Origin of the sequence: Salisediminibacterium beveridgei, assembly GCF_001721685.1 — a bacterium.
Classification (GTDB): Bacteria; Bacillota; Bacilli; order Bacillales; family Salisediminibacteriaceae; genus Salisediminibacterium; species Salisediminibacterium beveridgei.
Genome location: NZ_CP012502.1, coordinates 2,111,223 through 2,137,213 on the forward strand (window position 1 = coordinate 2,111,223; position 25,991 = coordinate 2,137,213).

Here is a 25,991-nt window from a genome sequence, read left to right on the forward strand (position 1 = left end):
TAGTGAATATTTCGATTGAAAGCAATCGCTGTGCACAAAATTAATATGCTTTTATAATAAACATCGTCGTTTCCTTCGCCAGATCAATTTCCTCATAGATATCTCCTCCCTCATCAGGGTCAAAAGTGCGTACTACAGGTCTTTGCGGTAGACCCTGATGCTGACCGATAACAATTCCCGTCAATCCGTTACTTAGTTTAACTTGACTGCCATTTGGATAAAACGCGATGGCCCGAAGAAATGTCCACACGACATGATGATCAAATCTGATATTCGTCCGTGCCATAACATGCTCACATGCTTCATGTGGAAAAATTCCCGTCTCTCCTGATACAAGATGATCATAATCATTCGCCACGGCCACAATTTTCGCAAGAAAATGAATATCACTGTTTTCCAATCCTCGTGGATCTCCACTGCCATCCACATTTTCATGATGAACAAGCGCGATATGTGCGGACAGCGTACTGACATCAGGTGCTTTCCGAAGAACATTAAAGCCTTTCCAACTATGATGTTTCATCAGTTCATTATCAGAATCATACCCGGTTGGAATGTCTGAAACTTTAACTTGATCCACTAATTTCCCGATATCATGCAACACTGCACCGATCGCAAGCTCTTGCAGCTTGGGTTTGGAAAGCTTGACATGGACTCCAATCATAACAGACATGATGCAAACATTCACAAGGTGAACAAACAATTCATTCTCTTTTGTGCGAATATCAGTGAGATGAATCAATACATCAGAGTTATTCAATATCTCTTCGATGATTGAATTTACGCTGGACTGAACTTCTTCGGTGTTGATTGCCCGAGCCTGCTGCATGTATTGCATGGACTTTGAGAGGGTTTGAATCGCTTCACGTCGGGTTGTCTCTGAAACAACTTCCTCTATATCTACATCGTCGAATCTGTCATCTTTAACGAAAAGAGACGATACACCCATCTGTCTGAGCTTGGACAACAAACCAACGGTCAGCGTAACCCCCTCATTCAGGAGAATTCGTCCATCACTTGCAAAAATATGCTTACCCAGTCGCTCTCCCTGGTTTACTGAATCTATCGATACATATCGCATAAAAGCTCCTCTCCAACAACACGTTCATCACTTCTTACAGTAACGCATCCAATTTGTCTTTATTAAATCCAAGTACTTGCTGCTCACCCTTTACGGTGAGTGGTGTGCCCATTGGATTAATGGTCTTCCATTCTTTAAAAGCAGCATCATCAAGGGATACATTTTTAATCGTATGGGATGCCCCGCGTTCCTCCAAGTAAGTAATGACCTGTTCACAATACGTACACCCTTTACTCACATAAACCGTGATATCAGTTTGACTCATCTTCACTCGCCTCCTTCATCTGCTTCACATCATTCTCCATATATATACTTCTTGTTGGAAATGCTACGGAAACGCCTTCTTCTTCAAGAATTTTCATCACACTGATATTAAGCGATTCCTTAATCTTTAAATGCTCAACCCAGCCTGTTGGTTTCGTGAAGTAATAGATAAGAATATCAAGACTGCTGTCGTTAAACTCAGTAAAATTCACAATAATCAATTCCTGATCAACGTCTTTACTGTTCCTTAACAGATCTTCAATTCGCTTTACACAAGTCTCCATTTGATTTGTGGACGTGGCATACATCACACCCAGGTTGTAAGAAACAAGACGTTTCCTCATTTTTGACATGTTTTCGATCGGCTCATGAGCAACTGTCTTGTTTGGGATCACAACAATCGTATCTGCAAATGTCCGTATTTTCGTGCTTCTGAAATTGATATCTTCAACAAACCCCTCAGTTGAAGGAGTCTTGATCCAATCCCCAATTGTAAAAGGTTTATCGGTTATAATGATAACCCCTCCGAAGAAATTTGCTAACGTATCCTGTGCAGCCAATGCAAAAGCTAAGCCACCAAGTCCGAGTCCGGCTACGAATCCACTTACATTATATTGCCACTCTGAAGCTACGACACTCAGCATCATTACAATGATCGCTACCCGTATCAGTTTTGAAAGAAAGGGGATGAGTATATCATCTTCACTAAGATTCATTTTGTCCCCTATTTTTCTAAAAAACAATGAGTTGGATGCAGACAAATTATATAAACCAACTGCAATATGTATAATGATCAATGACCTGAGAATAACAGCAAGATTTGCATCTATCGATTCTGGCAAAGACAGATAGCGTAACGATGCATAGATTCCAAAAAAAACGAACAATAAACGAAGGGGCTTTTCAAAAGCCAATAATACATTGGTAACAAGATCAATTGGTGCCTTTCGGGATAAATATAATACAAATTGGAAAACATATTTTGTGAAAAGTTTCCTGAATAGAAGAAAAATAAAGAAAATGGCGATCGAGATCGCGATTTCCTGCAATGTGAATGATAAATACCAGTGGTCTGTGTCAATAATAGTATCCATAAATGAATTGTCCTTTCACTACAATGCTGTCAGTCGTCTTCAAATGAAGAAAAACGCATCTATACTTCTTTGCGCAAATACTCTATCTTTTACATCTTAACTTGAAATTTTAAAAGTGTAAATGCTATACTTAGGCATCACAATCGTAAAAAAGAAGGTTGAAAACATGAAAAAACAATTTGCAATAATCGGACTAGGCCGATTTGGCAGCAGTATGTGCCGCGAACTTCATCACATGGGCCACGAAGTTCTTGCAATCGACCATAATCCAAAAAAAGTAGAAGCAATGGAACCTTTCTCCACACATACCATGGTGCTCGATACAACAGACGAAAATAATCTGATCCGTATCGGCATTAAAAATTTTGAGCATGTGATTGTTGCGATCGGAGAAAATATTCAAGCCAGTATTTTAACCGTCCTTCACTTAAAAGACCTTGAAATTCCGGAAGTGTGGGTGAAAGCACAAAATTCCTATCACCATAAAGTTCTTGAAAAAATTGGAGCTGACCGGATCTTTCATCCGGAAGAAGAAATGGGAAACAGAATTGCAGAATTTCTGACTTCTGAAAAAGTATTGGACTATATAGACCTCTCAGTGGATTACAGTATTGTTGAACTATTAGCTACTGAGAAGATCGCAGGTAAAACCCTGGTTGATTTGGACATCCGTGCAAAATACGGTTGTACAGTCATTGCTATTAAACAGAAAAATAAAGTCGATGTGACACCCGACCCGAACGAAACCCTGAATAAGGGAGATATTCTTGTTATGATTGGTGACAAAAAGGACTTACGCCGTTTTCAAGATGGGGTTTTATAATCAGTTTTGCAGAAAAGCCGGCACTTCCCGAACGGAATTGTGTTGGCTTTTCTCAATTGTGAAACCCGATTTTTTAAATTGTAAAGTTTACAAAATTGTCATAATATTTCGCTGACAGCGGTTTCATTCCTGTTTAAACAATGGTTTAATAGAATTAAGAACCATCAGCATGATAGACATAATGTTATGGAGGTGCGTTTATATGAATGCTATTCAAATTTCAAATGTTTTAAAAAGGTTTTCAAATGGGGAAGAATTAAAAGTCATTTTCGAAGATATGGATTTCGTCGTCCGAGAAGGTGAAATGGTTGTTATTTCGGGTCAAGAAGGTGTAGGTAAATCAACATTGCTGCAGATGATCGCTGCAATAACGCCACCGAATAAAGGAACTGTTGAAGTATTCGGACAAGATATTGTCAGTATCCGAAAACGAACCGATTGGCGGGTTCAAACCATCGGCTATATCAATGATGAGAGTGTACTGATGCCCTATATGTCCATTCAGGAAAATCTCATGCTCGGTATCCCTGAAGACGATCCGAAATATAAGTCCCGTCTCGAACGTGCTCATGAAATTCTCAGAGAATTGCATTTTCCAGAGAATCGAATCAATGAATCCATTGAAGCTTTGGACGATGAAGAACAGATTCTGGCAACGATTGCCCGTATTCTCATGACAAATCCTAAGATCATTTTAGCAGATGAACCAACTAAAGCGTTACCTGGAGAAAGTGGCAAAGAAGTCATTGAACATCTTCTCGCTTTTGCAGAAAAACAGGGAACGACGGTTGTTGTTGTTACAGAAGACGAAGATCTTGTAAAACGAGCTGATCGGTATTATCATGTTGAAAATCAACGACTTGTGGAAAAAGAGGCGGACACCGCTTCTTGATCAGCCCGGCAAACGACAAGAAGCCCCGCCTGATTTAAAAAAGGCGCGGGCTTCTTTTCAATCCTTACCTGCTAATCAGGCGTTTAAAACCTGCAGCACCATCATAATAATCGTAGCGCCTATGATGACCGCTACCATGAGAAGCAGGAACAGAATAATGCTTTTTTTTGCTTTATCTGACATAAACAGTCCTCCATTTCATTTTCATATTAATCGTAACACTTCCATCCTTCTCCTCAGCAAGCTATAATAGAGCTGTAAACCTAATCGAATCCATACACAGGATCAAAGAAAGGGGTGGACGATATACTTCACAACGAAACGATTAATACATTATTAAACCACCGTTCCATTCGATCATTTGAGAATTCACCGATATCCGGAGAACAAATTCAAACGATTATTCAAGCGGCTCAAAGTGCGTCTTCCTCCAGTTTTATTCAAGCATACTCCATTATCGGTGTCAAAGATCCTGAAAAGAAGAGGTTGTTGGCAGAATATGCCGGTAACCAGCCTTACGTAGCCGAGAATGGCCATTTCCTTGTTTTTTGTGCTGATATGCACCGGCATGTCCTGGCTGCGGAAATAGAGAATCTCGATCCCGAACTGATTCGCCCATCATTAGAATCCACTGAGAAATTCCTTGTTTCTGTTGTTGATGCGACCCTCGCTGCACAGAATGCTGCTGCGGCTGCAGAAAGTATGGGCTTTGGGATATGTTATATCGGAGGCATTCGCAACCAGTTGGACAAAGTCATGGAGTTATTAAGCTGCCCACCATACGTTCTCCCTTTATTTGGCATGGCAATAGGCGTTCCATCCAAATCATCCGATCAGAAACCGCGACTCCCTTTCAATCATGTCTATCATGAGGACACTTATCAGCCGGATGATAATCAGCTAAAAGAAGACCTGAAAAAATACAATCAAACAATTTCCGGTTATTATAAGGATCGGACAAGTGGTAAACGAAAAGACAGATGGACAGAGCAGATGATGACGCTTCTCGAACGCCGTTCAAGAATGACAATGCGTCACTTGATTCAACAACAGGGGTTTATGAAAGATGAATCGAATGAATAAGGAGTGTTTCAACGATGGCTGAAAAAATGAATGTCGAAAGTTTTAATCTCGATCACACAAAGGTAAAAGCACCTTATGTTCGGCTCGCCGGGAAAACTGAAGGGGTTAACGGAGATACGATTTATAAATATGACCTGAGATTTAAGCAGCCAAATCAGGCTCATATGAGCATGCCTGCCCTTCACTCTCTTGAACACATGCTTGCGGAATTCTCACGTAATCACCATGAACACATAATTGATGTTGGCCCGATGGGCTGCCAAACCGGTTTTTATCTGGCAGTTATGAACGATGATTCTTACGAAAACATTCTCACAGTGCTTGATCAGAGTTTGCGCGATATTCTCCAGGCAAAAGAAGTACCCGCATGTAACGAATTGCAATGCGGCTGGGCGGCATCTCATTCTCTCGAGGGTGCTCAAGAACTCGCAAAAGAAATGCTTGATCAAAAAAACGAGTGGCATCAAATCTTTGCTGAGTGAAACACAGATTTTTTATACTGAAAAAAGAAACGCTTCCGACTGTGATTTGTTGACAATCGGAAGCGTTTTTATACGTCATAGGAATGTTTAAGTTCGTTGAAGAATGAAGTTTTAGTGCAACTAAGGCTTTAACCACCTGCTTAGCGAGAAGCCAATATTTCTTATGATTGATTTTCGTTTTAGTTATTTTTACTGATCAGAACTTTTTTTCCATCGTGACATGTTCGATACCGGCATCCAGAAAAATATCTGAGATCGTTTCATACCCGATGTGATGGTAAAAAGGTTCAGCATGCGTTTGAGCATTAAGGATTAAAGAAGCACAGCCGTTTTCCACTGAGATTTCTTCCATTTTTTTCATGATAATTGCACCTATGCCCTGATTTCTTTTTTCTTTCAGAACACAAACCCGCTCTGCTTTGCCCTGATTACCGGAAAATCGTAACCTGCCAGCGCCACATGGCACATCGTCACACGTTGCTAAAAAGTGCATAGCGTCTTTCTCCAATGCATCAATCTCGATGCTCTCAGGAACTCTCTGTTCTTCAATAAACACACGCCTTCTGATTGCGTAAACCGCATCTTTCTCTTTTTTTGAATCTGCTATCGTCACTTCAGTCATCTGACACTCCTACTTTCCGATCAGAAATGTTTCATACGTTGTCCATGTGCCGTCGTCAAGCTGATATAAAAGAGAAAAGCGATCAATCGTCTCTTCGTGAGAAATCTTTTCCATCTTCAAACGTCCAATAACATCCTGCATCTCATCATACATCATGTCCTGACCAACAGTAATATGCGGCACAAATGAATGCTCCTGAACAAAATTCAAGCTCCCACTGTTCAACTGATGATGAAGATCAAAAAGTTCCTTTGTTTCCTCGACCTTCATGTAAATCGTGTTTGTCGTAGGATAAAATGTACTGTATTTAATCACTTTCAATTGAAATGGCGACGCATTCTCAGCTACTTTCCTGATCGATAACACCACTTCTTCAAGCTTACGATCATCATTCAGTTCAAAAGGTTCCTTCAGTGTGATGTGCGGTGGCACTTTGGCATACTTGGTATCATAACGTTTCCGATAAGAGTTCGCAAGATCCTGAAGCTTCTTTGATGGAAATACTGCAACTCCATATTTCATAACTGATTCCTCCCCATTTAATGACAGCGCTTTACTTATTATCATCATAATATACTTTTTCACATATATCAAAATCTTTTCCTTCTCTCAATCTGGTCAACCTGCCTCTCATGTTCTACAGCAACCGCCCGAGTATGGTAAAATAGAATAGATCATTTCAATTCAGACAGTCACAGGAGGAGATCATTATGGCAGACAAAACGAGAGATCCGGTGCATTGCCACATTGTTGAGAATGCAACCAGAGAATTAATAAAAGAACGTGGTGTAACGATCGAAGATATTGCAGATATTGTTTATAACATGCAAGTTGAATACAACAATGGCTTAACCATGCAAGAATGTATTGACAGCGTGGATCGTGTACTCGAAAAAAGAGAAATTCAGCACGCTGTTCTGGTAGGTATTGAACTGGACAAATTAGCGGAACAAAAGAAACTATCCGAACCGCTTCAATCCATTATCGAAATGGACGAAGGACTATTCGGAGTGGACGAAACCATTGCGCTTGGATCCGTTTTCGGGTATGGCAGCATCGCAGTGACGACTTTCGGCTATCTGGATAAAGCAAAGGAAGGTATTATTAAAGAACTCGACACAGAACCTGGTAATAAAGTACACACGTTTTTGGATGACTTGATCTGCAGTATTGCAGCGAATGCTTCCAGCCGTCTTGCACACCGCATCAGAGACCGTCAGGAAAAACTGCGGGACGAAGAAATCCAACGCCGCGACGAAGAAGAACGTATGAGTTGAATACCCAAAAAGCTGAGGATATATACTCCTCAGCTTTTTTGTGAACCCGGTTATGCGCTATTCGTCCTGAACCATCAATTCACCGAAATAAAGACTTGCTTCTTTCAGGTTCAGCTTCAGTTCTTCTGCAATTTGCTTTAATCTGACCAGTTCCCCTTCAGTAACAATCGATACAACTGTGCCACTTTCGCCTGCACGCGCGGTCCTTCCAGCCCGGTGGAGATATTGTTTCTGATCATTTGCGAGATCGAAGTGAATCACATGACTGACTCCTTTCACATCAAGTCCTCTTGAAGCAAGGTCTGTTGTGATCAGCAGATTCGCTTTTTGCTCGCGGAAATCCTTCATCGCCAGTTCTCTACCTTGCTTTCCTTTGTCACCATGAAGTCCTGTTGCCTGTATACCGTTATACGTCAGCTTTTCCGTCACTTTATCCACATCAAAGCTATTGTTTAAAAAGGCCATGCCAAGAAAGCCGTGCATATGGGTCAGTTTACCGAGCATCTTTACTTTATCCCGCTTTTCTGAAACCAGAAACACATGTGTCATACTTTCTATCTGTTTCATAGACTGATTCACACGAATTTCAACCAGATTATCGATTCGTTCTTCTGCCAGATGCATCACGCGATCCGGTACTGTCGCTGAACAGATGATACGTTGCTCATTTTTCGGCACAGCCTTTTGAATCAGGTCCAATGTAGCCAGATGATCCGGTACAAACAGCTGATCCGCTTCATCAAAAACGAGTGTTTGAACCTCATGAACCTTAAGTTTTTTATCCTGAATTAATTCGCTGATTCTACCCGGCGTTCCAGTAATGACCTGCGGCTTCTTTTTCAGCTTTTCATACTGCCTTTTTACGTTTGCTCCACCAATCATGACTGCGGAGTGAATACTTGATCCTGTGCTCCATTTCCCCACCTCTTCATGTACCTGCATCGCCAATTCCTTTCCAGGAACAATAATAAGAAGCTGCACATTTTTCGATGACGGGTCAATTTTATTCATTCCCGGAATCAGATAACCCAGAGTTTTACCGGTTCCTGTAGGTGCTTCAGCGATCAGGGAATTTCCTTTCAGAGCAGCAGGTACCATCTCCTGTTGAACGGGTGTCCAATCTTTAAAATCTTCCTTTTTCCATTGTTTCTGTATCCATTCGGGTAATGATTCCAATAATGTATCCATTTAAATCTCCTTCTTAAGCGAACTCGTTTCTATTCTATTATAGGCTAACCGTTCCAATATGAAAAGGTTAGCCTGAAAGCCTTACGGGTATAAGATAAATGAGGAGGGATACTGATGTCAGATGAAAAAAAAGAGCTCGCTGACCGGATTTATTCTCAACTTGAAAACGTCATTGATCCGGAACTCGGTGTGGACATCGTGAACCTGGGTCTGATTTATGAAGTCAACCTGGATGAAGAAAATAACGTCCATGTCAAGATGACACTCACAGCCATGGGGTGCCCTCTTGCAGGAACCATTGTTTCGGATATCAAAAACACGCTGTCAGAGCTTCAAGAGATCGGTGAAATCGGCGAGGATATTGATGTAGAGATTGTTTGGAGCCCACCGTGGGATAAATCCATGATGAGCCGATATGCCAAAATTGCCCTTGGTGTTCATGAAAGTTAAAATGTGATACATTTAAAAAAGTCCAGCTCAATAAGAGGTTGGACTTTTTTTCGTCAATCCATATTTTTTTTGTCCCTGATTTCAGTAAGTATGCCAATTACTGCTGAAAGACCCATCATGATAAAAGATGTAATGAGCGTGATCATGAAAACCGCAGTGGCAATCCACCATCGCTGAGGATGAAGCATCCCTTCGTAAAACACTTCACCGGTATCCGGATCGATATCAGGAGGCACCAGGTGAAAATTGAGTCCAAGAAATATTGCTGTTACGGCCCCGCCGAACGCTACAAGTATGGCGCTGTAAAGAAGAAGCTTTCTGTATATTTCTCCATGTATCATTCTATTCCGCTTCCTTTCAACCAAAAGTTACCTCATCAATGTCATCAGGATTTTTACCCAAGCGTTCTCCGGTGTGAAGTTGATCAATGGCAGAGAGATCTTCCGTCGTCAATTCAAAATCAAAAATATCTGCATTCTCCTGAATACGGCTGATAGTAACGGATTTCGGAATCGTCACAATCTCTTTTTGCAACATCCAACGAAGGATAATCTGTGCTTCGGTTTTCCGATATCTTCTCGATATTTCCTGAATAAACGGATCGCCGAATTTCTTCCCGCGTGCCAACGGACTCCACGCTTCAATTTGTATCCCCTTATTTTTGCAATACTGATGAAGTTCCTGTTGATTCAACCAGGGATGAAGTTCCACTTGATTGACCATCGGCTGGATATCGCAGGATTGAATGAGTTTTTCAATATGCTTTGTATGAAAATTACTGACGCCGATTGCACGAACTTTCCCGTCGTGGTATAAGGTCTCCAAAGCTTTCCATGTGTCTTGAAACGTCTCCGTAATAGGCCAATGGATCAGATACAAATCCACAATTTCCAAACCGAGTTTTTCACGGCTCCGTTCAAATGCTTTCAATGTCTCATCATACCCTTGTTCATCATTCCATACTTTTGTCGTGATGAACAAATCTCCCCGATCGACCCTGGATTCACGGATGGCTTTCCCGACACTTTCTTCGTTCTGATAAAACGACGCGGTGTCTATCTTTCTGTAACCAGTATCCAAGGCAGTCCGGACTGCGGTTTCCACTTCTTCCCCTGCTTCAGACTTATACACTCCAAGTCCAAAGCGAGGCATTTCAACGCCATTGGCCAATGTGACAACAGATGATAATGAATACGTCATTTTTTTCCCTCCATCCAAAAGTTATAGGATCTCAAAAATTAGTATAACAAATCTTGGCATCTTTCGCTTTTCATTAAAACTGATTTGAATATCTTCTCAATACGATCCGCAACCTGATGTAAAAACCGATAGCAGCGCTGGTCAGGCCGAGGGTGATGCCAATCCAGAAACCGATCGGACCAAGGTCTGTCAATGCCAGCATAAAGCCTGCAGGGAGTCCGATCATCCAATAGGACACGAAGGCAATATAAAAGGGTAGAGTCACGTCTTTGTACCCTCGCAAGACACCTTGAAGACTCGATTGCAGGGCATCTGAAATCTGGAAAATGATTGCAACAATAAATAACACCATGGCGATGGCCACTACATCCGGATTATCTGTATACAAATAAGCAATCTGCTCTCTGAACAGAAACAGGAAAACAGATCCGACCATCAGGAAACCAGTACCTCCCAAAACGCCGATCCAACTGTAATCTTTTGCTGATTGAAGTCTTTTGCCCCCTACAGAGTAGCCAACAACAATTGTCAAAGCCATCGAAATGCTTAAAGGGATCATAAATAACAGAGAGGTGAAATTTAATACCACCTGATTCGCTGCAACAGTGACCGTCGTAAACATCACACCAATCAATAACGTCACCACAGCAAAAATACTGGCTTCAAAAAACAAGGAAAGCCCCATCGGAATACCGATGGACAGCTGCTCTTTAAAAGATGTCCAGGAAGGTTTCACCCATTTGACAAAGAGCTTATACCGTCGAACCTTATCCACTCGAAACGTCATCATCACACCCGCAATAAACATAAACCAGAACGTTATCGCTGTTGCATAACCGGCCCCGACTCCACCAAGCTGAGGAAAGCCAAAATGCCCGAAAATCAATGCATAGTTAAAGAAGAAATTGACCGGTAATGTCATAAACAGAATATACATCGTAATCCTTGTGAACCCCTGTCCGTCAAAAAAATAACGGAGTACGGTAAACAAAAACAGCGGTAAGATCCCAAATGCCAACCCGATTAAATAATGGTACGAAACGTCATGCACACCCGATTCCAGATTCATAAAAGAAATGACTGGTTCTAAAACAAAAAAACCTCCACCGATGACACCGATGGTTAACAAGACCGCCAGATAGATCGCCTGCATGGCGCTATGGTGAACTCTATGTCCGTTATCAGACCCCATTAAATGCGCGATAATCGTCGAAGTCGAGAGCAAGATCCCGTTCATCCCTGTGAAAATCGGCAGCCATAAACTTCCACCGATTGCGACGCCGGCCAGATCTTCTGTTCCTGCACGTCCAGACATCATCGTATCCACGATATTCATCGAAAACATGCTGATCTGAGTTACCATAATCGGCCAAAGAATGACCAGAAATAATTTAAGTTTTTCCTGAAAGGAATCGGCGTGATACATATTGATTCCTCCTGTTCTTCAGCCCGGCTGAGTTATTCGTCTTTCTCCTTGAAATAATCAATCAATTCATCAATGCTCATGTCTTTATCCAGAAATTCCATCACTTTTGCTTGATCGCGTTCATCCAAGTAAACGCCATCCTTATCGAGCGTTTTCCTGAGCTCTTCAAGAATATGTACTTTCATCAAGTCATCCATTTTATTAAGCCTCCTGACTGCAATCTCTATAGTGTAAGAAAACCCCCCGGAATCATCCGGAGGGTAATAATGTCATCATGGTGGGCTGTACTGGGATCGAACCAGTGACCCCTTGGTTGTCGACCAAGTGCTCTCCCGCTGAGCTAACAGCCCTGACGTTGTTCAATTAGGTTTCATTTGCAGCGACAATTTATAATATACTTGAAAAATGATTAAAGGTCAATAGCCTGACCTGAATTTATTCATCATACGTATATCTGAGCACATATCGGCGTTCATTCAGCTTCCGAATTTCCACTAGCGGACCTGTTTCGTATCCATTTATCCAGTTATCTTCGATTTTAGCTTTCATGCAGCCTGCCTGAAAGCGACTCGGGAAAATTTCATTCCAATAAATCCAGCGCGGTCGCTGATATGCCATCATTCTCGCCTCCAACGATCATTCTCTCTCACAATGTTTACAGAATACCACCTTCAGATGAAAGATGCAAAAAAGAAGCAGCCTGGTAAGCTGCTTCTTCGTTTCAGTTCCACTCCCATTCTCTCGAGAAGATATCATCGTCAAACCAGCCCTCTTGAAACTCCAGGCGATGCTCTGAATGAAGCCAAAAGATATAATCTTCCGCTTCGAACAGATAGCTGTAGCCTGTAGTATCTTCCCCGTAGTCCACAAATCGATAGCCTTCGATCAACCACTCATGAAATGGTGTCCCTTCCTCAGATTCATAAGATTCCACTTCTTCGTACTGGCTCAGTTTCTCAATCATTTCTTCAAAGAGCTTCTCTTTTTGACCGGAATCTTCTGATACACGAAGAATCATTTGACCAAAATCAAACTCTTCATCCTGCGGTGTCAGATGAACCAGAAATGGTTCATCAGCTTCTTCGGTAGTCACTTGCCACTCTTCTCTGACATACGTGGTAAACGGGAGACCTTCTTCATGAAGCAACTGATAAGCCCGAATTCTTTCACCACCCTCAGGATATGTGGTGATCGACTTCATTTCATCTCTTTCAACAGGGGAATCATGATTCCCTTCATCCGACTGATTTTCTTCTGAATCATTCCTGTCTGATTCATTATCAATGGCGTTTTCGTTCTTTTCATTGTTTTCATTTATTTCTGTAGCTGCGTGATTAACCGATTCTTCTTGTTCAGCATTCTCATTGTTTTCTCCAGTCATTGGAATGAAATCGATATTGATAACAAGTAAAAAGAAGATCGCCGCAGCTGCAATCATGGCCACTCTCGCATTCCAGACCCTTCTGTTCTGTATAGATTCAGCTTTGGGATCGCCTTTATCTTTCATTTCTTTCATTCCCTTTCTCATACTTGAAAAGCTGGCTTCGCGAGTCTTTTTTGATGGCGCGAATTGCAGTTTTTTCAGGATATCCTCTTCTGAGTTTCGGCCTTTTCTTGTCATGCGTCCATCACCTCCTGATGCATATGCTCTTGAAGCATCTTTCTTGCCCTTCGCTGCAGTGCTTTCACAGAAAAATTTGACTTTTTCATGATGGCAGCTGTTTCCTCAACCGTGAATTCTTCAATGACTCTGAGGTGAAGCACCGTCCTGTATGTTTCGGGCAACTCATTCATTAAAATCAGCGCCTCGCGAATTTCATCCTGTAGAATCACTTCATCTTCTGACGATGTTGTTAACGGACTCAGCGTCCTTAACTTTTCCTCTTCAGTTGCAATGGACCGGTTCCGTTTTTTTGCCTGCCTGTGGTAATCCAGTACAGTATTTCTGGCAATGGAAAATACCCATGTCTTAAATGTTGACTTTCCACTGAACGTATTCATTTTCATGGCCACTTTATAGAAGATGTCCTGCAAAACCTCTTCTGCATCATGGTAGCTCGCCACTTGACCGTATACATAACTAAATACCTGTGTGACGTATAAATCATGGAGTCTTCGAAGTGCAAATTCGTCCCCGCTGATAGCCGCTTCAATCAACTCATGATCCTGCATACGCTCACCTCCTTCTAGCTTATTAGACGTCATTCATAGATCCAGGGTGTCCCGAAGAAATCAAAAGTTAGTTAGACGCCAAGTCAGACTTGCAAATTCAAACCGATCATACAAGAAGAAAACCGGCGATAAGCCGGTTTCAGAATTACCAATCTTCTTTTTTTTCAATCTGATGCCGTTCAATCCCTTCAAGGTGCAATGATTTATATACTGCTACCATCATCAGGATCATGATCCCTGTAAATGGTAAAGCAATGATCGTTGCAATCGCCTGCATCCCATCCAGTCCCCCACTGGCAAGCAGCACTGCTGCAATTGAAGAAATCAAAAGACCCCAGACAACCAGGATCGGACGCTTTGGATTCAGATCACCTGATGATGAGAAAACCCCCAGTACATAGGTAGCGGAATTCGCAGATGTGATGAAAAAGATTGAAATCAGAATCAGCGCCGCGATACTGAGTATCATTTGAAATGGCAATTCACCAATCACAAGAAACAACCCTGCTTCAGGGGTTTCTGCAGTAACAGATGCAATATCTACACCGTGATTCATTTCAAAATACATACCCGCACCGCCAAAAGTGACAAACCAGATGATCGTGATGAAGGTCGGGACAATTAATACGCCTATAATAAATTCTTGAAGAGTTCTGCCCCTGGATACCCTGGCGATAAACGTGCCCACAAACGGACTCCAGGAAATGACCCAAGCCCAGTAAAAGAGCGTCCATTCCCCCATCCACTCATTATCAGAATAAGGGGTTGTATCAAAACTTAAAGAGGGCAACTGCGTGATATACTGTCCCGTCGTCAGAATTGTGTGTTCCAAAATAAAAACCGTCGGCCCTGCGATCAGACCAACGATAAGCAGTATCCCGGCCAATCCAAGGTTCGATATACTCAAATACCGCATGCCATTATTTAATCCCGACATCACGGACAAAAGAAAAATGACAGTCACAACAGCAATTATCGTCATATAAACCGTCATATTCGTTTCAAGATCAAAAAGCTGACTAAGTCCGCTGCCTACTTGAAGGCTGCTCATACCAAATGAAGTGGCAATCCCTACTGTCGTAGCCACAATCACAATCATATCGATCAATTTACCCGGCCACTGGTAAATTCGTTCACCGATCAAAGGATAAAACGATGAACTGACAAGACCCGGCAAATTTTTTCGGAACTTCGCGAATGCCAGACCCAGTGCAACAATCGCATAAACAGCCCAGGGATGCACCCCCCAATGAAAAACGCCGAGTAACAGACCTTGTTCTGCGGCTTCCTGAGAGCCTGAGGACACATCACCTGCAGGATCATGGAAATGAGACATCGGTTCTCCAACGCCCCAAAATACGAGTCCTACCCCCATTCCGGCAGCGAACAACATCCCAAGCCATGTGAAGTAGGTATATTCAGGTTTTTCATTTTTCGTTCCGAGTTTCATATGTCGATAAGGTCCAAAACCCAAATAAAAACAAAAAAGAATAAAAAGCGCAGTTGCAGAGACATAAAACCAACCAAATGATTCAACCATCTGATCCATGACATAAACGGAGTAGGTATTCAATTGTTCAGGTTCCAAATATCCCCAGATAACGATCGCTGCAACAATGATCGCTGAAACAATAAAAACAATGTATGTATTTATCTTTTCCAACATAGCTTCACCTCCCGTAGGAGTGAAATACCCCAAACTAAACAGTAAAAAACGGGATACCGAAAATCGGTATCCCGAACCATTAAGAATGTGTTTTTGTGAATTGCTGGCTTTCTGTGGATCCTTTCAGTGCAAGCGTGGAAGACGTTCCTCCGGTTATAATCTGCGACACTTCATCGAAGTAGCCCGTACCCACTTCACGCTGATGCCGGGTTGCTGTGTAGCCATCTTTTTCTGAATCAAACTCAGCCTGCTGCAATTCTGAATAGGCTTCCATCCCTCTGGATTTGTACTTAAGCGCCAGTTCAAACATGCTGTGGTTCAGCGCATGGAATCCTGCAAGGGTTACAAATTGAAAAGCATAGCCCATCTTCCCAAGCTCATCCTGGAAATTCCGGATTGTTTTTTCATCCAATTTCTTTCTCCAATTAAACGATGGTGAGCAGTTATAGGCCAACTGTTTATCCGGATACTGTTGATGAATGGCTTCGGCGAACTTGCGAGCTTCATCCAGATTCGGTTCGCTCGTTTCGCACCAGACAAGATCCGCATAAGGCGCATAGGCAAGTCCCCTCGCAATGGCCTGATCAATTCCTGCTGTCGTCCGGTAAAAACCTTCAGCTGTTCGTTCTCCAGTCAGAAACTGATGATCATACTCATCCACATCACTGGTGATCAGATCCGCTGCATTTGCATCCGTTCTGGCTACGATAATCGTTGGTACATCGCACACATCCGCAGCCAGTCTTGCAGATATGAGATTCTTAACAGCTACCTGTGTCGGCAGCAGTACTTTTCCGCCAAGATGCCCGCATTTCTTCTCAGAAGACAGCTGGTCCTCAAGATGAACACCTGCCGCTCCTGCTTCAATCATCGCTTTTGTCAGTTCAAAAACATTCAATGAGCCGCCAAATCCTGCTTCCATATCTGCAACAATCGGTGCAAAGTAGTCGATTTCTCCACCACCTTCTGACTGTTGAATCTGATCAGCTCTTTGAAATGTCTGATTGATTTTTTTTACAACATTCGGTACAGAGTTTGCCGGGTAAAGGCTTTGATCCGGATACATCTGTCCTGAAAGATTCGCATCAGCGGCAACTTGCCAGCCGCTGAGATAAATTGCTTCAAGACCGGCTTTGACTTGTTGCATTGCCTGATTTCCCGTCAATGCACCAAGAGCCGCTACATATGGCCGTTCTTGCATCAGCCGCCATAATTTCTCAGCCCCATGTCTTGCAAGGCTGTACTCAATATGGAGCGATCCCTGAAGCTTTTGCACATCTTCCGGTGAATAAGGTCTTACCACTCCAGTAAATCGTTCCTGTTCCCATTCATTTTTCATCATGCCGGCTGTTTTTTGACCCATTTCTAACACTCCTTCAGATTATTTATTCTTAAATGCTCTTCTTCTTCTATGCAAAATGGGTTCAGTATACCCATTAGGCTGCTGGTGTCCTTCAAAAATAAGTTCCAACGCCCCCTGAAAAGCTTCGGACTCCTCAAAACGCCCACTCATAAACTGATAATCCGGATCCAGCTGATTCTGTTCATCAACCAGCTTTGCCATTTTCTTCATCACCTGACGAACCTGTTCCTTTGTTACCACGCCATGGTGCAACCAGTTAGCCATGTGCTGACTCGAAATTCTGAGCGTCGCTCTGTCTTCCATCAGTCCGGTTCCATGAATGTCCGGTACTTTGGAACATCCTATGCCATGCTCAATCCAGCGAACAACATAGCCGAGAATCCCTTGCGCATTGTTTTCCAACTCTTCGTTAATTTCTTTTTCTGTCCAGGACGGATCAGGTTCTATAGGCAACGTCAGCATTTCTCGTGTTTTGTCAGTCAATGTCTTCATCAAATTATTCTGTATATCGGACAAGTTCACCTGATGATAGTGAATGGCATGTAAGACTGCCGCCGTTGGTGAAGGGACCCAAGCCGTGTTACCGCCGGCATAAAGATGACCGATTTTTTGATCTACCATCTTTTTCATCTCATCAGGCATGGCCCACATCCCTTTGCCAATTTGTCCTTTATGATTCAAACCGGTCTGCAGGCCATTAAACACATTCGATTGCTCATAGCCAGTAAGCCAAACTGAATCCTTCATAGCACCTTTACGAATCATTGGACCAATCTGAAATGCCGTATGAATTTCATCGCCAGTTCGATCAAGAAACCCTGTATTGATAAAGAAGATCCGATTCCGGACTTCATCAATGCAATTTTTTAAATTCAGTGATGTCCTTCTTTCTTCGTCCATTACTCCGATTTTGATCGTATTTGCTGGCAGATCGAGTATCTCTTCGATATCTGTGAACATGCTGTTGGCAAATTTAACCTCTTCAGAGCCATGCATTTTCGGTTTGACAATGTAAATTGATCCTTTATCTGAATTCGTATGAGTACCTTTTCCTTGATGATCCAGTTTACCGATCAAACCAGATATGATCCCGTCGATCATTCCTTCGAACGTATGACTGCCATCAGCAAACGTGATTAAGTCGGTCTTCATCAAGTGCCCGACATTCCTGACCAGCAGTAAAGACCTGCCTGATAATGAGAACGTAGTATTATCTTGTGCCTGATAGACCCGGTCCTCATTCAGTTTTCTGGTCACTGTTCGACCACCTTTAGTGAATTCAGTAGTGAGTGAGCCCTCAATCAGTTGATGCCAATGGTGGTATACATCCAGTTTATCTTCCGGATCGACTGCTGCAACGGAATCTTCAAAGTCTGCAATCACCGTTGTTGCAGCTTCCAATTCAATATCTTTGACGCCTGCTTTATCGTTTTTTCCAATCGGATGAGTACGATCGATCAGAATATCCAGGTGCATTCGATGATGTTCAATCAAGATCGATTCAGGCGACTGTGGATCTCCCCGATACCCTTTGAATTGTAGTGAAGATGCGAGTTCTGTCCATGAATCTTTCACTTTCACTTTTAACATCTTGTTGTCAATTACGTATTCTTCCGCTTCCTGATGACTGCCTGTTACTAAAGGGACCCATTCATCGAGCAGGGCTTTAGAATACTCGATGACCGCACTGCCTCTTAAAGGGTTATACGAAGATGTTTTTTCTTTCCCGTGATCTTCATCTATCACATCCGTTCCATACAATGAATCATAGAGGCTTCCCCATCTTGCGTTGGCTGCATTCAATGCATAGCGGGCATTATTAACGGGAACAACCAACTGCGGTCCTGCTTGTGAAGTGATTTCATCATCGAGCTGATTGGTTTCCACTTTACTTTTCGACCGTTCTTCTTCAAGATACCCTGCCTCTTTCAAGAAGTGTTGATATTGTTCTAAATCAAGGCATTCATTCAATGTCAGCTGGTCATGCATCAACTGTATATCATCGCGTTTCTTCAATAGGTTTTCGTTTATATCATGATGTTTATTGAGATATGCTTCCACCCTGCTCCAAAAAGTATCGTTGTTTATTCCTGCAGTGATGAGCAGCTTGTCCACCCATGATGCAAATTCTTTCTCAACGTTCAAACTACCCAACTTCTTATAATGATAAGTCATGTCTGAACTCCCTTCTGTTATAATACAGTTTGATAACTTGTTTATTATTATATAACAACAAAATTAAAATGCAACCCTTTTTTAAAAATTATTTCATGAATTTCCATCGTCCATTCATCGTGACCATGGATCTCAAACTGATTACAGTTTTGGGCATACTTTTCAACAAAATCTCTGTTAAAGCCTTTTATTGCTATTGGGATGGAAAGAGCGACTGGTGGTAACACCAGGGAGAGCAGCGAATGTTTAGAGGGGTAAGCCATTGGGTACCTTTTCGCCCTAAGCGATTGAAAAACAACACTGAAAGCACAGCCATTGTTTCTAAACCCCATCATATATTTTAGAGCCACAAAAAACAGCAGAAATCCACTTCCAGAGGATTTCTGCTGTGTTATCAATTATTTCTTCTCATCGAATTTTCAACTAGAGCAAACTATATAACGAGTTGACATCCCCATTATAAACATGTTCTTAAGGCAGTACCGTTGAGCCCATCAAATAACGGTCACATTCTCTTGCAGCCCCTCGTCCTTCGTTGATGGCCCAAACCACCAGACTTTGGCCCCGCCTTGCATCACCTGCGGCAAAAACGCCATCCCTGTTTGTGGTATAGACTTCGTGATCGGCTTCGATTGTTGTATTATCGGTTGTTTCCAATCCGAAATGTTGAACCAGACCTTGCTCCGGACCGGTAAAACCAAGAGCAAGAAAGACAAGATCTGTTTCCCAAACTTGCTCAGTACCTGGAATGATTTCCTGGGTCCGGTTGCCATAGGCGTCTTTCGTCGCTTCCACCTCGATGGTATGCACTTCTTTTAACTTTCCGTTCTCATCACCAGTGAATTTTGTCGCCACAATTCCATAAGCCCTGGCGTCTTTTCCAAAAATCGCAGCAGCTTCTTTGTGGCCATACTCGTCGACATGAACGATTGGCCATTGTGGCCAAGGATTTTTCGACTCATCCCGTTCCGTGGATTTTTTTCGGTATTTATCAAACTGGGTTAAGGATTTACAACCATGTCTCATCGATGTCGCAATACAGTCAGTACCGGTATCTCCACCACCGATCACAACAACCCTTTTGTCTTTCACAGACAGGAACTCACCATCTTTGTGACCGGAATTCAATAAACTTTTCGTATTCGCATGAAGAAAATCCATTGCAAAATGAACGCCATCCAGTTTTTCCCCTTCAATACCGGACGATCTCGGCACTGTAGCACCAGTACAAAGAATCACAGCATCAAAATCAGACTGAAGTGACTCAGATGAGATATCTTTCCCTATTTCTGTTTCTGTTATGAAGGTGATTCCTTCTTCCTCCAGGAGTTTGATCCTTCTCATAACAATTTCAAAAGGAAGTTTTGCTTCAGGGATACCGTAAGTAAGTAGGCCCCCGATATGCGTGTCCCGTTCATAGACGGTCACCGTATGACCTGCTTTATTAAGCTGATCAGCTGCGGCAAGACCTGCCGGGCCGCTCCCAACAATTGCAACGCTTTTCCCGGTGCGTTTTTCCGGTGGTTTCGCAGTCACCCAACCTTCAGAAAAACCTTTATCAATAATCGATCGTTCTACTGACCGGATAGCCACCGGGGGTTCGTTAAGCCCGAGAACGCATGCCCCTTCACACGGAGCAGGACAAGTATACCCCGTAAATTCAGGGAAATTGTTCATTTCATGTTCTTTTTTCAGCGCTTCTTTCCATTGGCCTCTGTAGACCAGATCATTCCATTCAGGAATTAAATGATAAACAGGACATCCGGATGTCCCATTTTCCATCTCAATTCCGGTGTGGCAGGTAGGCACGCCGCAATCCATGCAGCGTGCTCCTTGTTCTTGTGCTTCCTGTTCGGTCATGCCTACGGTATACAGATCCCAGTCTTTTGTTCGTTCAGCGGGGTCTCTTTCCGTATGCGTTTGACGCTTGAACTCCATAAAGCCTGTCATTTTCCCCATCGTAGTCGACCCCTTTCAGCACATGGTCCATTCTGCTTATTTATATTCTTCAAATGCTGCCATCTCTGCATCTTTTCGCTCCTGACCATCATCGATCAGTTCTTGTATACGATTTTGAATCTGCTCATATTGCTTTGGCACAACACGAATGATCTTGCCGGCCAACTCATCCCAACGTCTGAGGATGTCTTTTCCCCGATCACTGTAAGTGTGTTCAATATGACGTTTGATTGTTTCATAAACCATGGTTAATTCTTCGCCCTCAGAGAGTGTCGACATGGTGACCATGTCATTGTTCAGTTGATCCTCAAAAGGTGTATCTGCTTCATGCAATACATAAGCAGCACCCCCGCTCATACCCGCGGCAAAGTTTTTACCTACTGAGCCAAGAATGATGACCCGGCCTCCCGTCATGTACTCACAGGCATGATCTCCGGTCCCTTCAACAATCACATTTGCTCCACTGTTACGGACGCAAAAACGTTCACCGACAATTCCGTTGATATAAGCCTCACCGGACGTCGCTCCGTAGAAGCATACGTTACCAGCAATCATATTCTGTTCAGCAATAAACGTTCGCTTTCTGGATGGACGAAGGATAATCCTTCCGCCGGATAAACCTTTTCCGACATAATCATTCGCATCACCTACAAGTTTCAGTGTCATACCGTTGGGTATGAATGCACCGAAACTCTGACCGGCAGAGCCTTTGAAAGACAGACGGATCGTATTATCGGGAAGTCCCTCTAAACCGTATCTTTTGGAGATTTCACTTCCTAGAATCGTTCCTGTTACCCGGTTAATATTACGGATCGAAAATGTACCTTTTACAGGGACTTTATGATCCAGTGCATCTTCACAAAACGGGATCAATTCCTGCATATCAAGAGAAGAATCCAGCCCATGATCCTGTTCCATTGTCTGATACCGGGAGGAGTACTTTGGAACTTTCGGCATATGAAGCAGTCTGGAAAAATCGAGACCTTTGCCTTTCCAATGATTGATTTCATCATTTTTCTCAAGCATGTCTGCTCTTCCGACCATGTCATTGATTGTTTTGAAGCCAAGTTCAGCCATGATCTCACGAACTTCCTGAGCCACATAACGCATAAAATTTTCGATACTATCTGCAGTTCCGATAAATTTCTTTCTCAGTTCCGGGTTCTGTGTTGCAACACCAACAGGACATGTATCCAGATGACAGACCCGCATCATGACGCATCCAAGAACCACAAGTGGCGCGGTGGAAAAACCAAATTCCTCTGCTCCAAGTAATGCAGCAACCGCAACGTCACGTCCGGTCATCATTTTACCATCCGTTTCCACAACAATCCGATCCCTCAAACCATTTAAGAGAAGCGTTTGATGCGTTTCACTTAAACCCAGTTCCCAAGGCATTCCCGCATGTTTCAAACTTGTTCTTGGCGCTGCACCAGTTCCGCCATCATAGCCTGAGATTAATACCAGATCTGCCCGGCCTTTGGCAACACCAGCTGCTATCGTACCCACACCATCTGCCGAAACCAGCTTCACACTGATCCGTGCCGATGGATTAGCATTCTTCAGATTATGGATCAGTTCCGCCAAATCTTCAATGGAATAAATGTCGTGGTGAGGAGGTGGAGAAATCAATTCCACACCTGGTGTGGACCCCCGCACTTCAGCAATCCATGGATAAACTTTCTTTCCAGGCAGGTGTCCGCCTTCACCGGGCTTTGCTCCTTGGGCAACTTTGATCTGAATCTCATCAGCATTGACAAGAAAATGACTTTTAACACCAAATCGACCGGAAGCCACTTGTTTAATGGCACTTCTTCTCGAGTCACCATTCTCATCCTGGGTAAAACGGGAAATGTCTTCTCCCCCTTCACCGGAATTAGACTGTCCACCTAACCGATTCATGGCGATCGCTAGTGCCTCATGTGCTTCCTGACTGATCGCACCATAGGACATGGCTCCTGTCTTAAACCGTTTCACGATGTCTTCCACTGATTCAACATCATCAATCGGGACCGGTTTTCCCGGTTTGAAACGGAGCATACCACGAATAGACTGTAAATTCTTCGATTCATTCGTTAAGAGTTCAGAATACTTTTTGAACAATTGATAATCACCTTGTCTGCAGGCATGCTGCAGGTAGTGAATCGTCTGGGGATTGTACTGATGGTCTTCGCCAAATTTACGCCATTGGAATTCATCTCCGGCGTCAAGGGACTTCTCTCTGCCACGAAACTCCTGAAAAGCCGTTTGATGACGAAGGACTGTTTCGTGCTCCATCACTGATAAATCGATCCCGCCGATTTGAGAAGCAGTGCGGGTAAAATAGCGGTCAATAACGTGATCAGCAATCCCGATGGCCTGAAAGATCTGTGCTCCACGGTAACTTTGAATGGTAGAGATCCCCATCTTGGAGAGAACTTTCATAATTCCGTCTGTAACCGCCTTGACGTATTGCCGTGCTGCTTCTTTAGAATGGATTTTAACCAGTTCTTTGCGGTCAATCAGATCATTAAGAGTGGCAAAAGCCAGATAAGGGTTGATCGCTTCTGCCCCGTAACCCAGAAGGGTTGCAAAATGATGAACTTCCCTGGTTTCACCTGTTTCTACCAAAATGCTGACGCTTGTCCGGTTTCCTTGCCGAATCAGGTGATGATGAACACCTGAAACAGCCAATAATGCCGGAATCGCAGCATATTCTTTGGATAAGCCCTTGTCCGATAAGGTTAAAAACACTGCACCGCTTTTTATCGCTTCATCTGCTTCTTTAAAAAGTGCTTCAAGGCGGTTTTCCATTGCACCTTCCCCGTCTTCCACCGAAAACAGTGTCGAGAGCACAGCAGATTTAAAAGCAGGCTCCTCTTGCTGCTGCAATGTCGCCAGTTCGTCATCTGTCAAAACCGGCGAGCTGAGTGTAATATGACGACAGCTTTCAGCGGTCGCATCCACCACACTGCCCTCTTTCCCGATCGTCGTTGCGACCTGTGTCACAACTTCCTCTCGAATCGCATCAATCGGGGGGTTGGTTACCTGTGCAAACATTTGTTTGAAGTAGTTGTATAAAAGTTGCGGTTTTTTTGATAATACCGCAATTGGTGAATCATAGCCCATAGAGCCCACCGGATCTTTACCTCCGGAAACAAGGGGTTTCATGATCTTATCGAATTCTTCATTTGTATATCCGTGAGCCAGTTGTTGTTCAATCAGTTCTTCTTTACTGAAACGGGCATCCGCGCCTTTACTTTTACGTTCCAGATCATCCAGGTGAAGAAGGTTGTCCTTCAGCCACTCCCCATAAGGTGCTTGATCAATGACTTCCTGCTTCAACTGATCATCGGGAATGATTTCACCTTTCTCCAGATCAACCATCAGCATTTTTCCGGGCTCCAGTCGTCCTTTGAACATGACATCCTCTGAAAAGATATCCAGCGCTCCAACTTCTGAACCAAGAACAATCATTCCATCTTTTGTAATATAATAACGTGCCGGTCTCAAACCATTTCGATCCAGACACGAAATAATCTGCTTTCCATTTGTAAAGGCCAGCGCCGCAGGACCATCCCACGGTTCCATGACCGTACTGTGGTATTGATAGAAATTACGTTTATCATCAGGCATACGCGGATCGTTTGCCCAAGGTTCCGGCACCATCATCATTGCCGTGTGAGCAAGTGATCGCCCTGACAAATGCAGAAATTCAAATGCATTATCAAACATGGACGAGTCACTGCCTGTATGGTCAATAACCGGTTGAATTTTTTTGAGATCTTCTTCTGAGAAGTTTCCGCCATGAGCCGTTTTTTCTCTGGCGAACATCCAGTTTACATTGCCCCTGATCGTATTAAATTCCCCGTTATGAATTGTCATCCGGTTTGGGTGCGAACGTTCCCAGCTCGGGAACGTATTCGTAGAGAACCTAGAGTGGACAAATGCAAATGCCGATTTGAAATCCCGGTGATTTAAATCAATATAAAATGAATCCAATTGTTCCGGGATAAGCATGCCTTTATAGACAATCGTCCTCGTGGACAAACTTGATAAATAAAAATCTTGACCACCTTCGATTTCGAGCATTTCGATATCCATCCGGTTACGGATCACGTAAAGTTTACGTTCGAATGCATCTTGATTTTCCAGGTTTTCACTCGGCGTAATCACGACCTGACGAATAAATGGTTTGGATTTTCTGGCAGTTTTTCCGACGAAGGAGTCATTTACCGGTACTGTTCGCCAACCCAGAACCCCTTGTCCTTCCTCTCTGATTACTTCTTCAAAACGTTCCATGGTCTTTTTACGGACTTTATGATCTTTCGGCAAAAAGACCATGCCGACACCATACTCCCCTTCATCAGGCAATTCTAAATCTTCTTTATGAAAGGCCTTCACAAAAAAATGGTGGGGAATCTGAGTCATCATCCCCGCTCCATCCCCTGTGCTCGTATCCGCAGACTGTCCGCCTCGATGCTCAAGATTGCAGAGTATCGTTACGGCGTTCTGGATAATATCATGCGATGAATGACCATCAATATGAGCAATCACTCCGATCCCGCAGGCCTCGTGCTCATTCTCCGGCCGGTATAATCCCAAATGATCATGATGCTTCTGATTCATATCGGTTTCCTCCTTGACTGACTCGTACATATTTCTGTAAAACGATCTTAAAATGATCAAGTTTAAAGCATTTCAGATTTCGCTCATTGTATCATGATCACGGAAAAGAATCTAACAATACTGACAATTCATCTTAAATGAGCAACAAAAACAGACAACCAATCCA

At 43.0% G+C, this 25,991-nt stretch carries 25 protein-coding genes and 1 tRNA gene; 6 read left to right on the plus strand and 20 right to left on the minus strand.

What is annotated here, in order from left to right; all coding sequences use genetic code 11:
* Positions 1-40 precede the first annotated feature (40 nt).
* From BBEV_RS09885 to BBEV_RS09895, 3 genes are read right to left on the minus strand one after another with little or no spacing between them, the layout of a single operon-like run.
* Entirely contained in the window at positions 41-1,081 is a 1,041-nt protein-coding gene (locus BBEV_RS09885) for an HD-GYP domain-containing protein (RefSeq protein ID WP_069365325.1), read from the minus strand.
* 34 nt (positions 1,082-1,115) lie between these two features.
* On the minus strand, positions 1,116-1,346 hold the full coding sequence (locus BBEV_RS09890; RefSeq protein ID WP_069365326.1) for a glutaredoxin family protein: 231 nt from the start codon (positions 1,344-1,346) through the stop codon (positions 1,116-1,118).
* Complete coding sequence (locus tag BBEV_RS09895) at positions 1,333-2,439, minus strand: mechanosensitive ion channel family protein (protein WP_069365327.1); 1,107 nt, start codon at positions 2,437-2,439, stop codon at positions 1,333-1,335. Before BBEV_RS09895 ends, BBEV_RS09890 begins: the two co-directional genes overlap by 14 nt.
* A gap of 166 nt (positions 2,440-2,605) precedes the next feature.
* On the opposite strand from BBEV_RS09895, the gene BBEV_RS09900 reads away from it, so the two are divergent.
* From BBEV_RS09900 to BBEV_RS09915, 4 genes are all read left to right on the plus strand, one after another.
* Entirely contained in the window at positions 2,606-3,262 is a 657-nt protein-coding gene (locus tag BBEV_RS09900) for a potassium channel family protein (protein WP_069365328.1), read from the plus strand.
* A gap of 202 nt (positions 3,263-3,464) precedes the next feature.
* Positions 3,465-4,154, plus strand: a complete 690-nt coding sequence (locus BBEV_RS09905) for an ATP-binding cassette domain-containing protein (RefSeq protein WP_069365329.1) — start codon at positions 3,465-3,467, stop codon at positions 4,152-4,154.
* A gap of 297 nt (positions 4,155-4,451) precedes the next feature.
* Complete coding sequence (gene nfsA, locus BBEV_RS09910) at positions 4,452-5,237, plus strand: oxygen-insensitive NADPH nitroreductase (RefSeq protein WP_084007335.1); 786 nt, start codon at positions 4,452-4,454, stop codon at positions 5,235-5,237.
* Between the two features lie 14 nt (positions 5,238-5,251).
* Complete coding sequence (locus tag BBEV_RS09915; protein ID WP_069365330.1) at positions 5,252-5,719, plus strand: S-ribosylhomocysteine lyase; 468 nt, start codon at positions 5,252-5,254, stop codon at positions 5,717-5,719.
* A 196-nt stretch (positions 5,720-5,915) separates the two neighbouring features.
* Here BBEV_RS09915 and BBEV_RS09920 read toward each other — a convergent pair whose 3' ends face one another.
* Both BBEV_RS09920 and BBEV_RS09925 read right to left on the minus strand, forming a co-directional pair.
* Positions 5,916-6,341, minus strand: a complete 426-nt coding sequence (locus tag BBEV_RS09920) for a GNAT family N-acetyltransferase (RefSeq protein WP_069365331.1) — start codon at positions 6,339-6,341, stop codon at positions 5,916-5,918.
* A gap of 9 nt (positions 6,342-6,350) precedes the next feature.
* On the minus strand, positions 6,351-6,863 hold the full coding sequence (locus BBEV_RS09925) for a YjcG family protein (protein ID WP_069365332.1): 513 nt from the start codon (positions 6,861-6,863) through the stop codon (positions 6,351-6,353).
* Between the two features lie 188 nt (positions 6,864-7,051).
* Here BBEV_RS09925 and BBEV_RS09930 point away from each other — a divergent pair, with 188 nt between their 5' ends.
* Positions 7,052-7,618 (plus strand): phosphatidylglycerophosphatase A family protein, encoded by a 567-nt coding sequence (locus BBEV_RS09930; protein WP_069365333.1) that lies wholly within the window; start codon positions 7,052-7,054, stop codon positions 7,616-7,618.
* A 57-nt stretch (positions 7,619-7,675) separates the two neighbouring features.
* On the opposite strand, the gene BBEV_RS09935 is transcribed toward BBEV_RS09930, so the two are convergent.
* Positions 7,676-8,806: a DEAD/DEAH box helicase gene (locus tag BBEV_RS09935; RefSeq protein WP_069365334.1), complete on the minus strand. Its 1,131-nt coding sequence runs from the start codon at positions 8,804-8,806 to the stop codon at positions 7,676-7,678.
* Between the two features lie 114 nt (positions 8,807-8,920).
* Here BBEV_RS09935 and BBEV_RS09940 point away from each other — a divergent pair, with 114 nt between their 5' ends.
* On the plus strand, positions 8,921-9,256 hold the full coding sequence (locus BBEV_RS09940) for a metal-sulfur cluster assembly factor (RefSeq protein WP_069365335.1): 336 nt from the start codon (positions 8,921-8,923) through the stop codon (positions 9,254-9,256).
* 53 nt (positions 9,257-9,309) lie between these two features.
* Here the strand turns inward: BBEV_RS09940 and BBEV_RS09945 are convergent, their stop codons facing one another.
* The 14 genes from BBEV_RS09945 to gltB all read right to left on the minus strand — a co-directional run bounded on the left by BBEV_RS09945 (position 9,310) and on the right by gltB (position 25,825).
* Entirely contained in the window at positions 9,310-9,597 is a 288-nt protein-coding gene (locus BBEV_RS09945) for a hypothetical protein (protein WP_069365336.1), read from the minus strand.
* A 16-nt stretch (positions 9,598-9,613) separates the two neighbouring features.
* Positions 9,614-10,456 carry an aldo/keto reductase gene (locus BBEV_RS09950; RefSeq protein WP_069365337.1) on the minus strand — a complete coding sequence of 281 codons (843 nt, stop codon included), beginning with the start codon at positions 10,454-10,456 and terminating at the stop codon, positions 9,614-9,616.
* 73 nt (positions 10,457-10,529) lie between these two features.
* Complete coding sequence (locus tag BBEV_RS09955; RefSeq protein ID WP_069365338.1) at positions 10,530-11,882, minus strand: MATE family efflux transporter; 1,353 nt, start codon at positions 11,880-11,882, stop codon at positions 10,530-10,532.
* 32 nt (positions 11,883-11,914) lie between these two features.
* Positions 11,915-12,079 (minus strand): hypothetical protein, encoded by a 165-nt coding sequence (locus BBEV_RS17395; RefSeq protein WP_157100956.1) that lies wholly within the window; start codon positions 12,077-12,079, stop codon positions 11,915-11,917.
* A gap of 78 nt (positions 12,080-12,157) precedes the next feature.
* Positions 12,158-12,232: transfer RNA gene (locus tag BBEV_RS09960), tRNA-Val, on the minus strand.
* Between the two features lie 85 nt (positions 12,233-12,317).
* Positions 12,318-12,500, minus strand: a complete 183-nt coding sequence (locus BBEV_RS09965; protein ID WP_069365339.1) for a hypothetical protein — start codon at positions 12,498-12,500, stop codon at positions 12,318-12,320.
* A 103-nt stretch (positions 12,501-12,603) separates the two neighbouring features.
* Complete coding sequence (locus BBEV_RS09970) at positions 12,604-13,503, minus strand: hypothetical protein (protein ID WP_069365340.1); 900 nt, start codon at positions 13,501-13,503, stop codon at positions 12,604-12,606.
* Positions 13,500-14,054 carry an RNA polymerase sigma factor gene (locus BBEV_RS09975; protein WP_069365341.1) on the minus strand — a complete coding sequence of 185 codons (555 nt, stop codon included), beginning with the start codon at positions 14,052-14,054 and terminating at the stop codon, positions 13,500-13,502. Before BBEV_RS09975 ends, BBEV_RS09970 begins: the two co-directional genes overlap by 4 nt.
* Positions 14,055-14,199: 145 nt before the next feature.
* Entirely contained in the window at positions 14,200-15,720 is a 1,521-nt protein-coding gene (locus BBEV_RS09980; RefSeq protein WP_069365342.1) for a BCCT family transporter, read from the minus strand.
* 79 nt (positions 15,721-15,799) lie between these two features.
* A complete protein-coding gene (gene aceA, locus BBEV_RS09985; RefSeq protein ID WP_069365343.1) occupies positions 15,800-17,083 on the minus strand; it encodes an isocitrate lyase in 1,284 nt (427 codons plus the stop codon).
* An 18-nt stretch (positions 17,084-17,101) separates the two neighbouring features.
* On the minus strand, positions 17,102-19,258 hold the full coding sequence (locus BBEV_RS09990) for a malate synthase G (RefSeq protein WP_069365344.1): 2,157 nt from the start codon (positions 19,256-19,258) through the stop codon (positions 17,102-17,104).
* A 47-nt stretch (positions 19,259-19,305) separates the two neighbouring features.
* Positions 19,306-19,656 (minus strand): hypothetical protein, encoded by a 351-nt coding sequence (locus BBEV_RS09995; protein ID WP_069365345.1) that lies wholly within the window; start codon positions 19,654-19,656, stop codon positions 19,306-19,308.
* Between the two features lie 73 nt (positions 19,657-19,729).
* The gene (locus BBEV_RS10000; protein ID WP_069365346.1) at positions 19,730-21,217 is read right to left on the minus strand and encodes a glutamate synthase subunit beta; all 1,488 of its coding nucleotides are present in this window, start codon (positions 21,215-21,217) and stop codon (positions 19,730-19,732) included.
* Between the two features lie 36 nt (positions 21,218-21,253).
* Positions 21,254-25,825 carry a glutamate synthase large subunit gene (gene gltB, locus BBEV_RS10005; protein WP_069365347.1) on the minus strand — a complete coding sequence of 1,524 codons (4,572 nt, stop codon included), beginning with the start codon at positions 25,823-25,825 and terminating at the stop codon, positions 21,254-21,256.
* Positions 25,826-25,991: the final 166 nt, after the last annotated feature.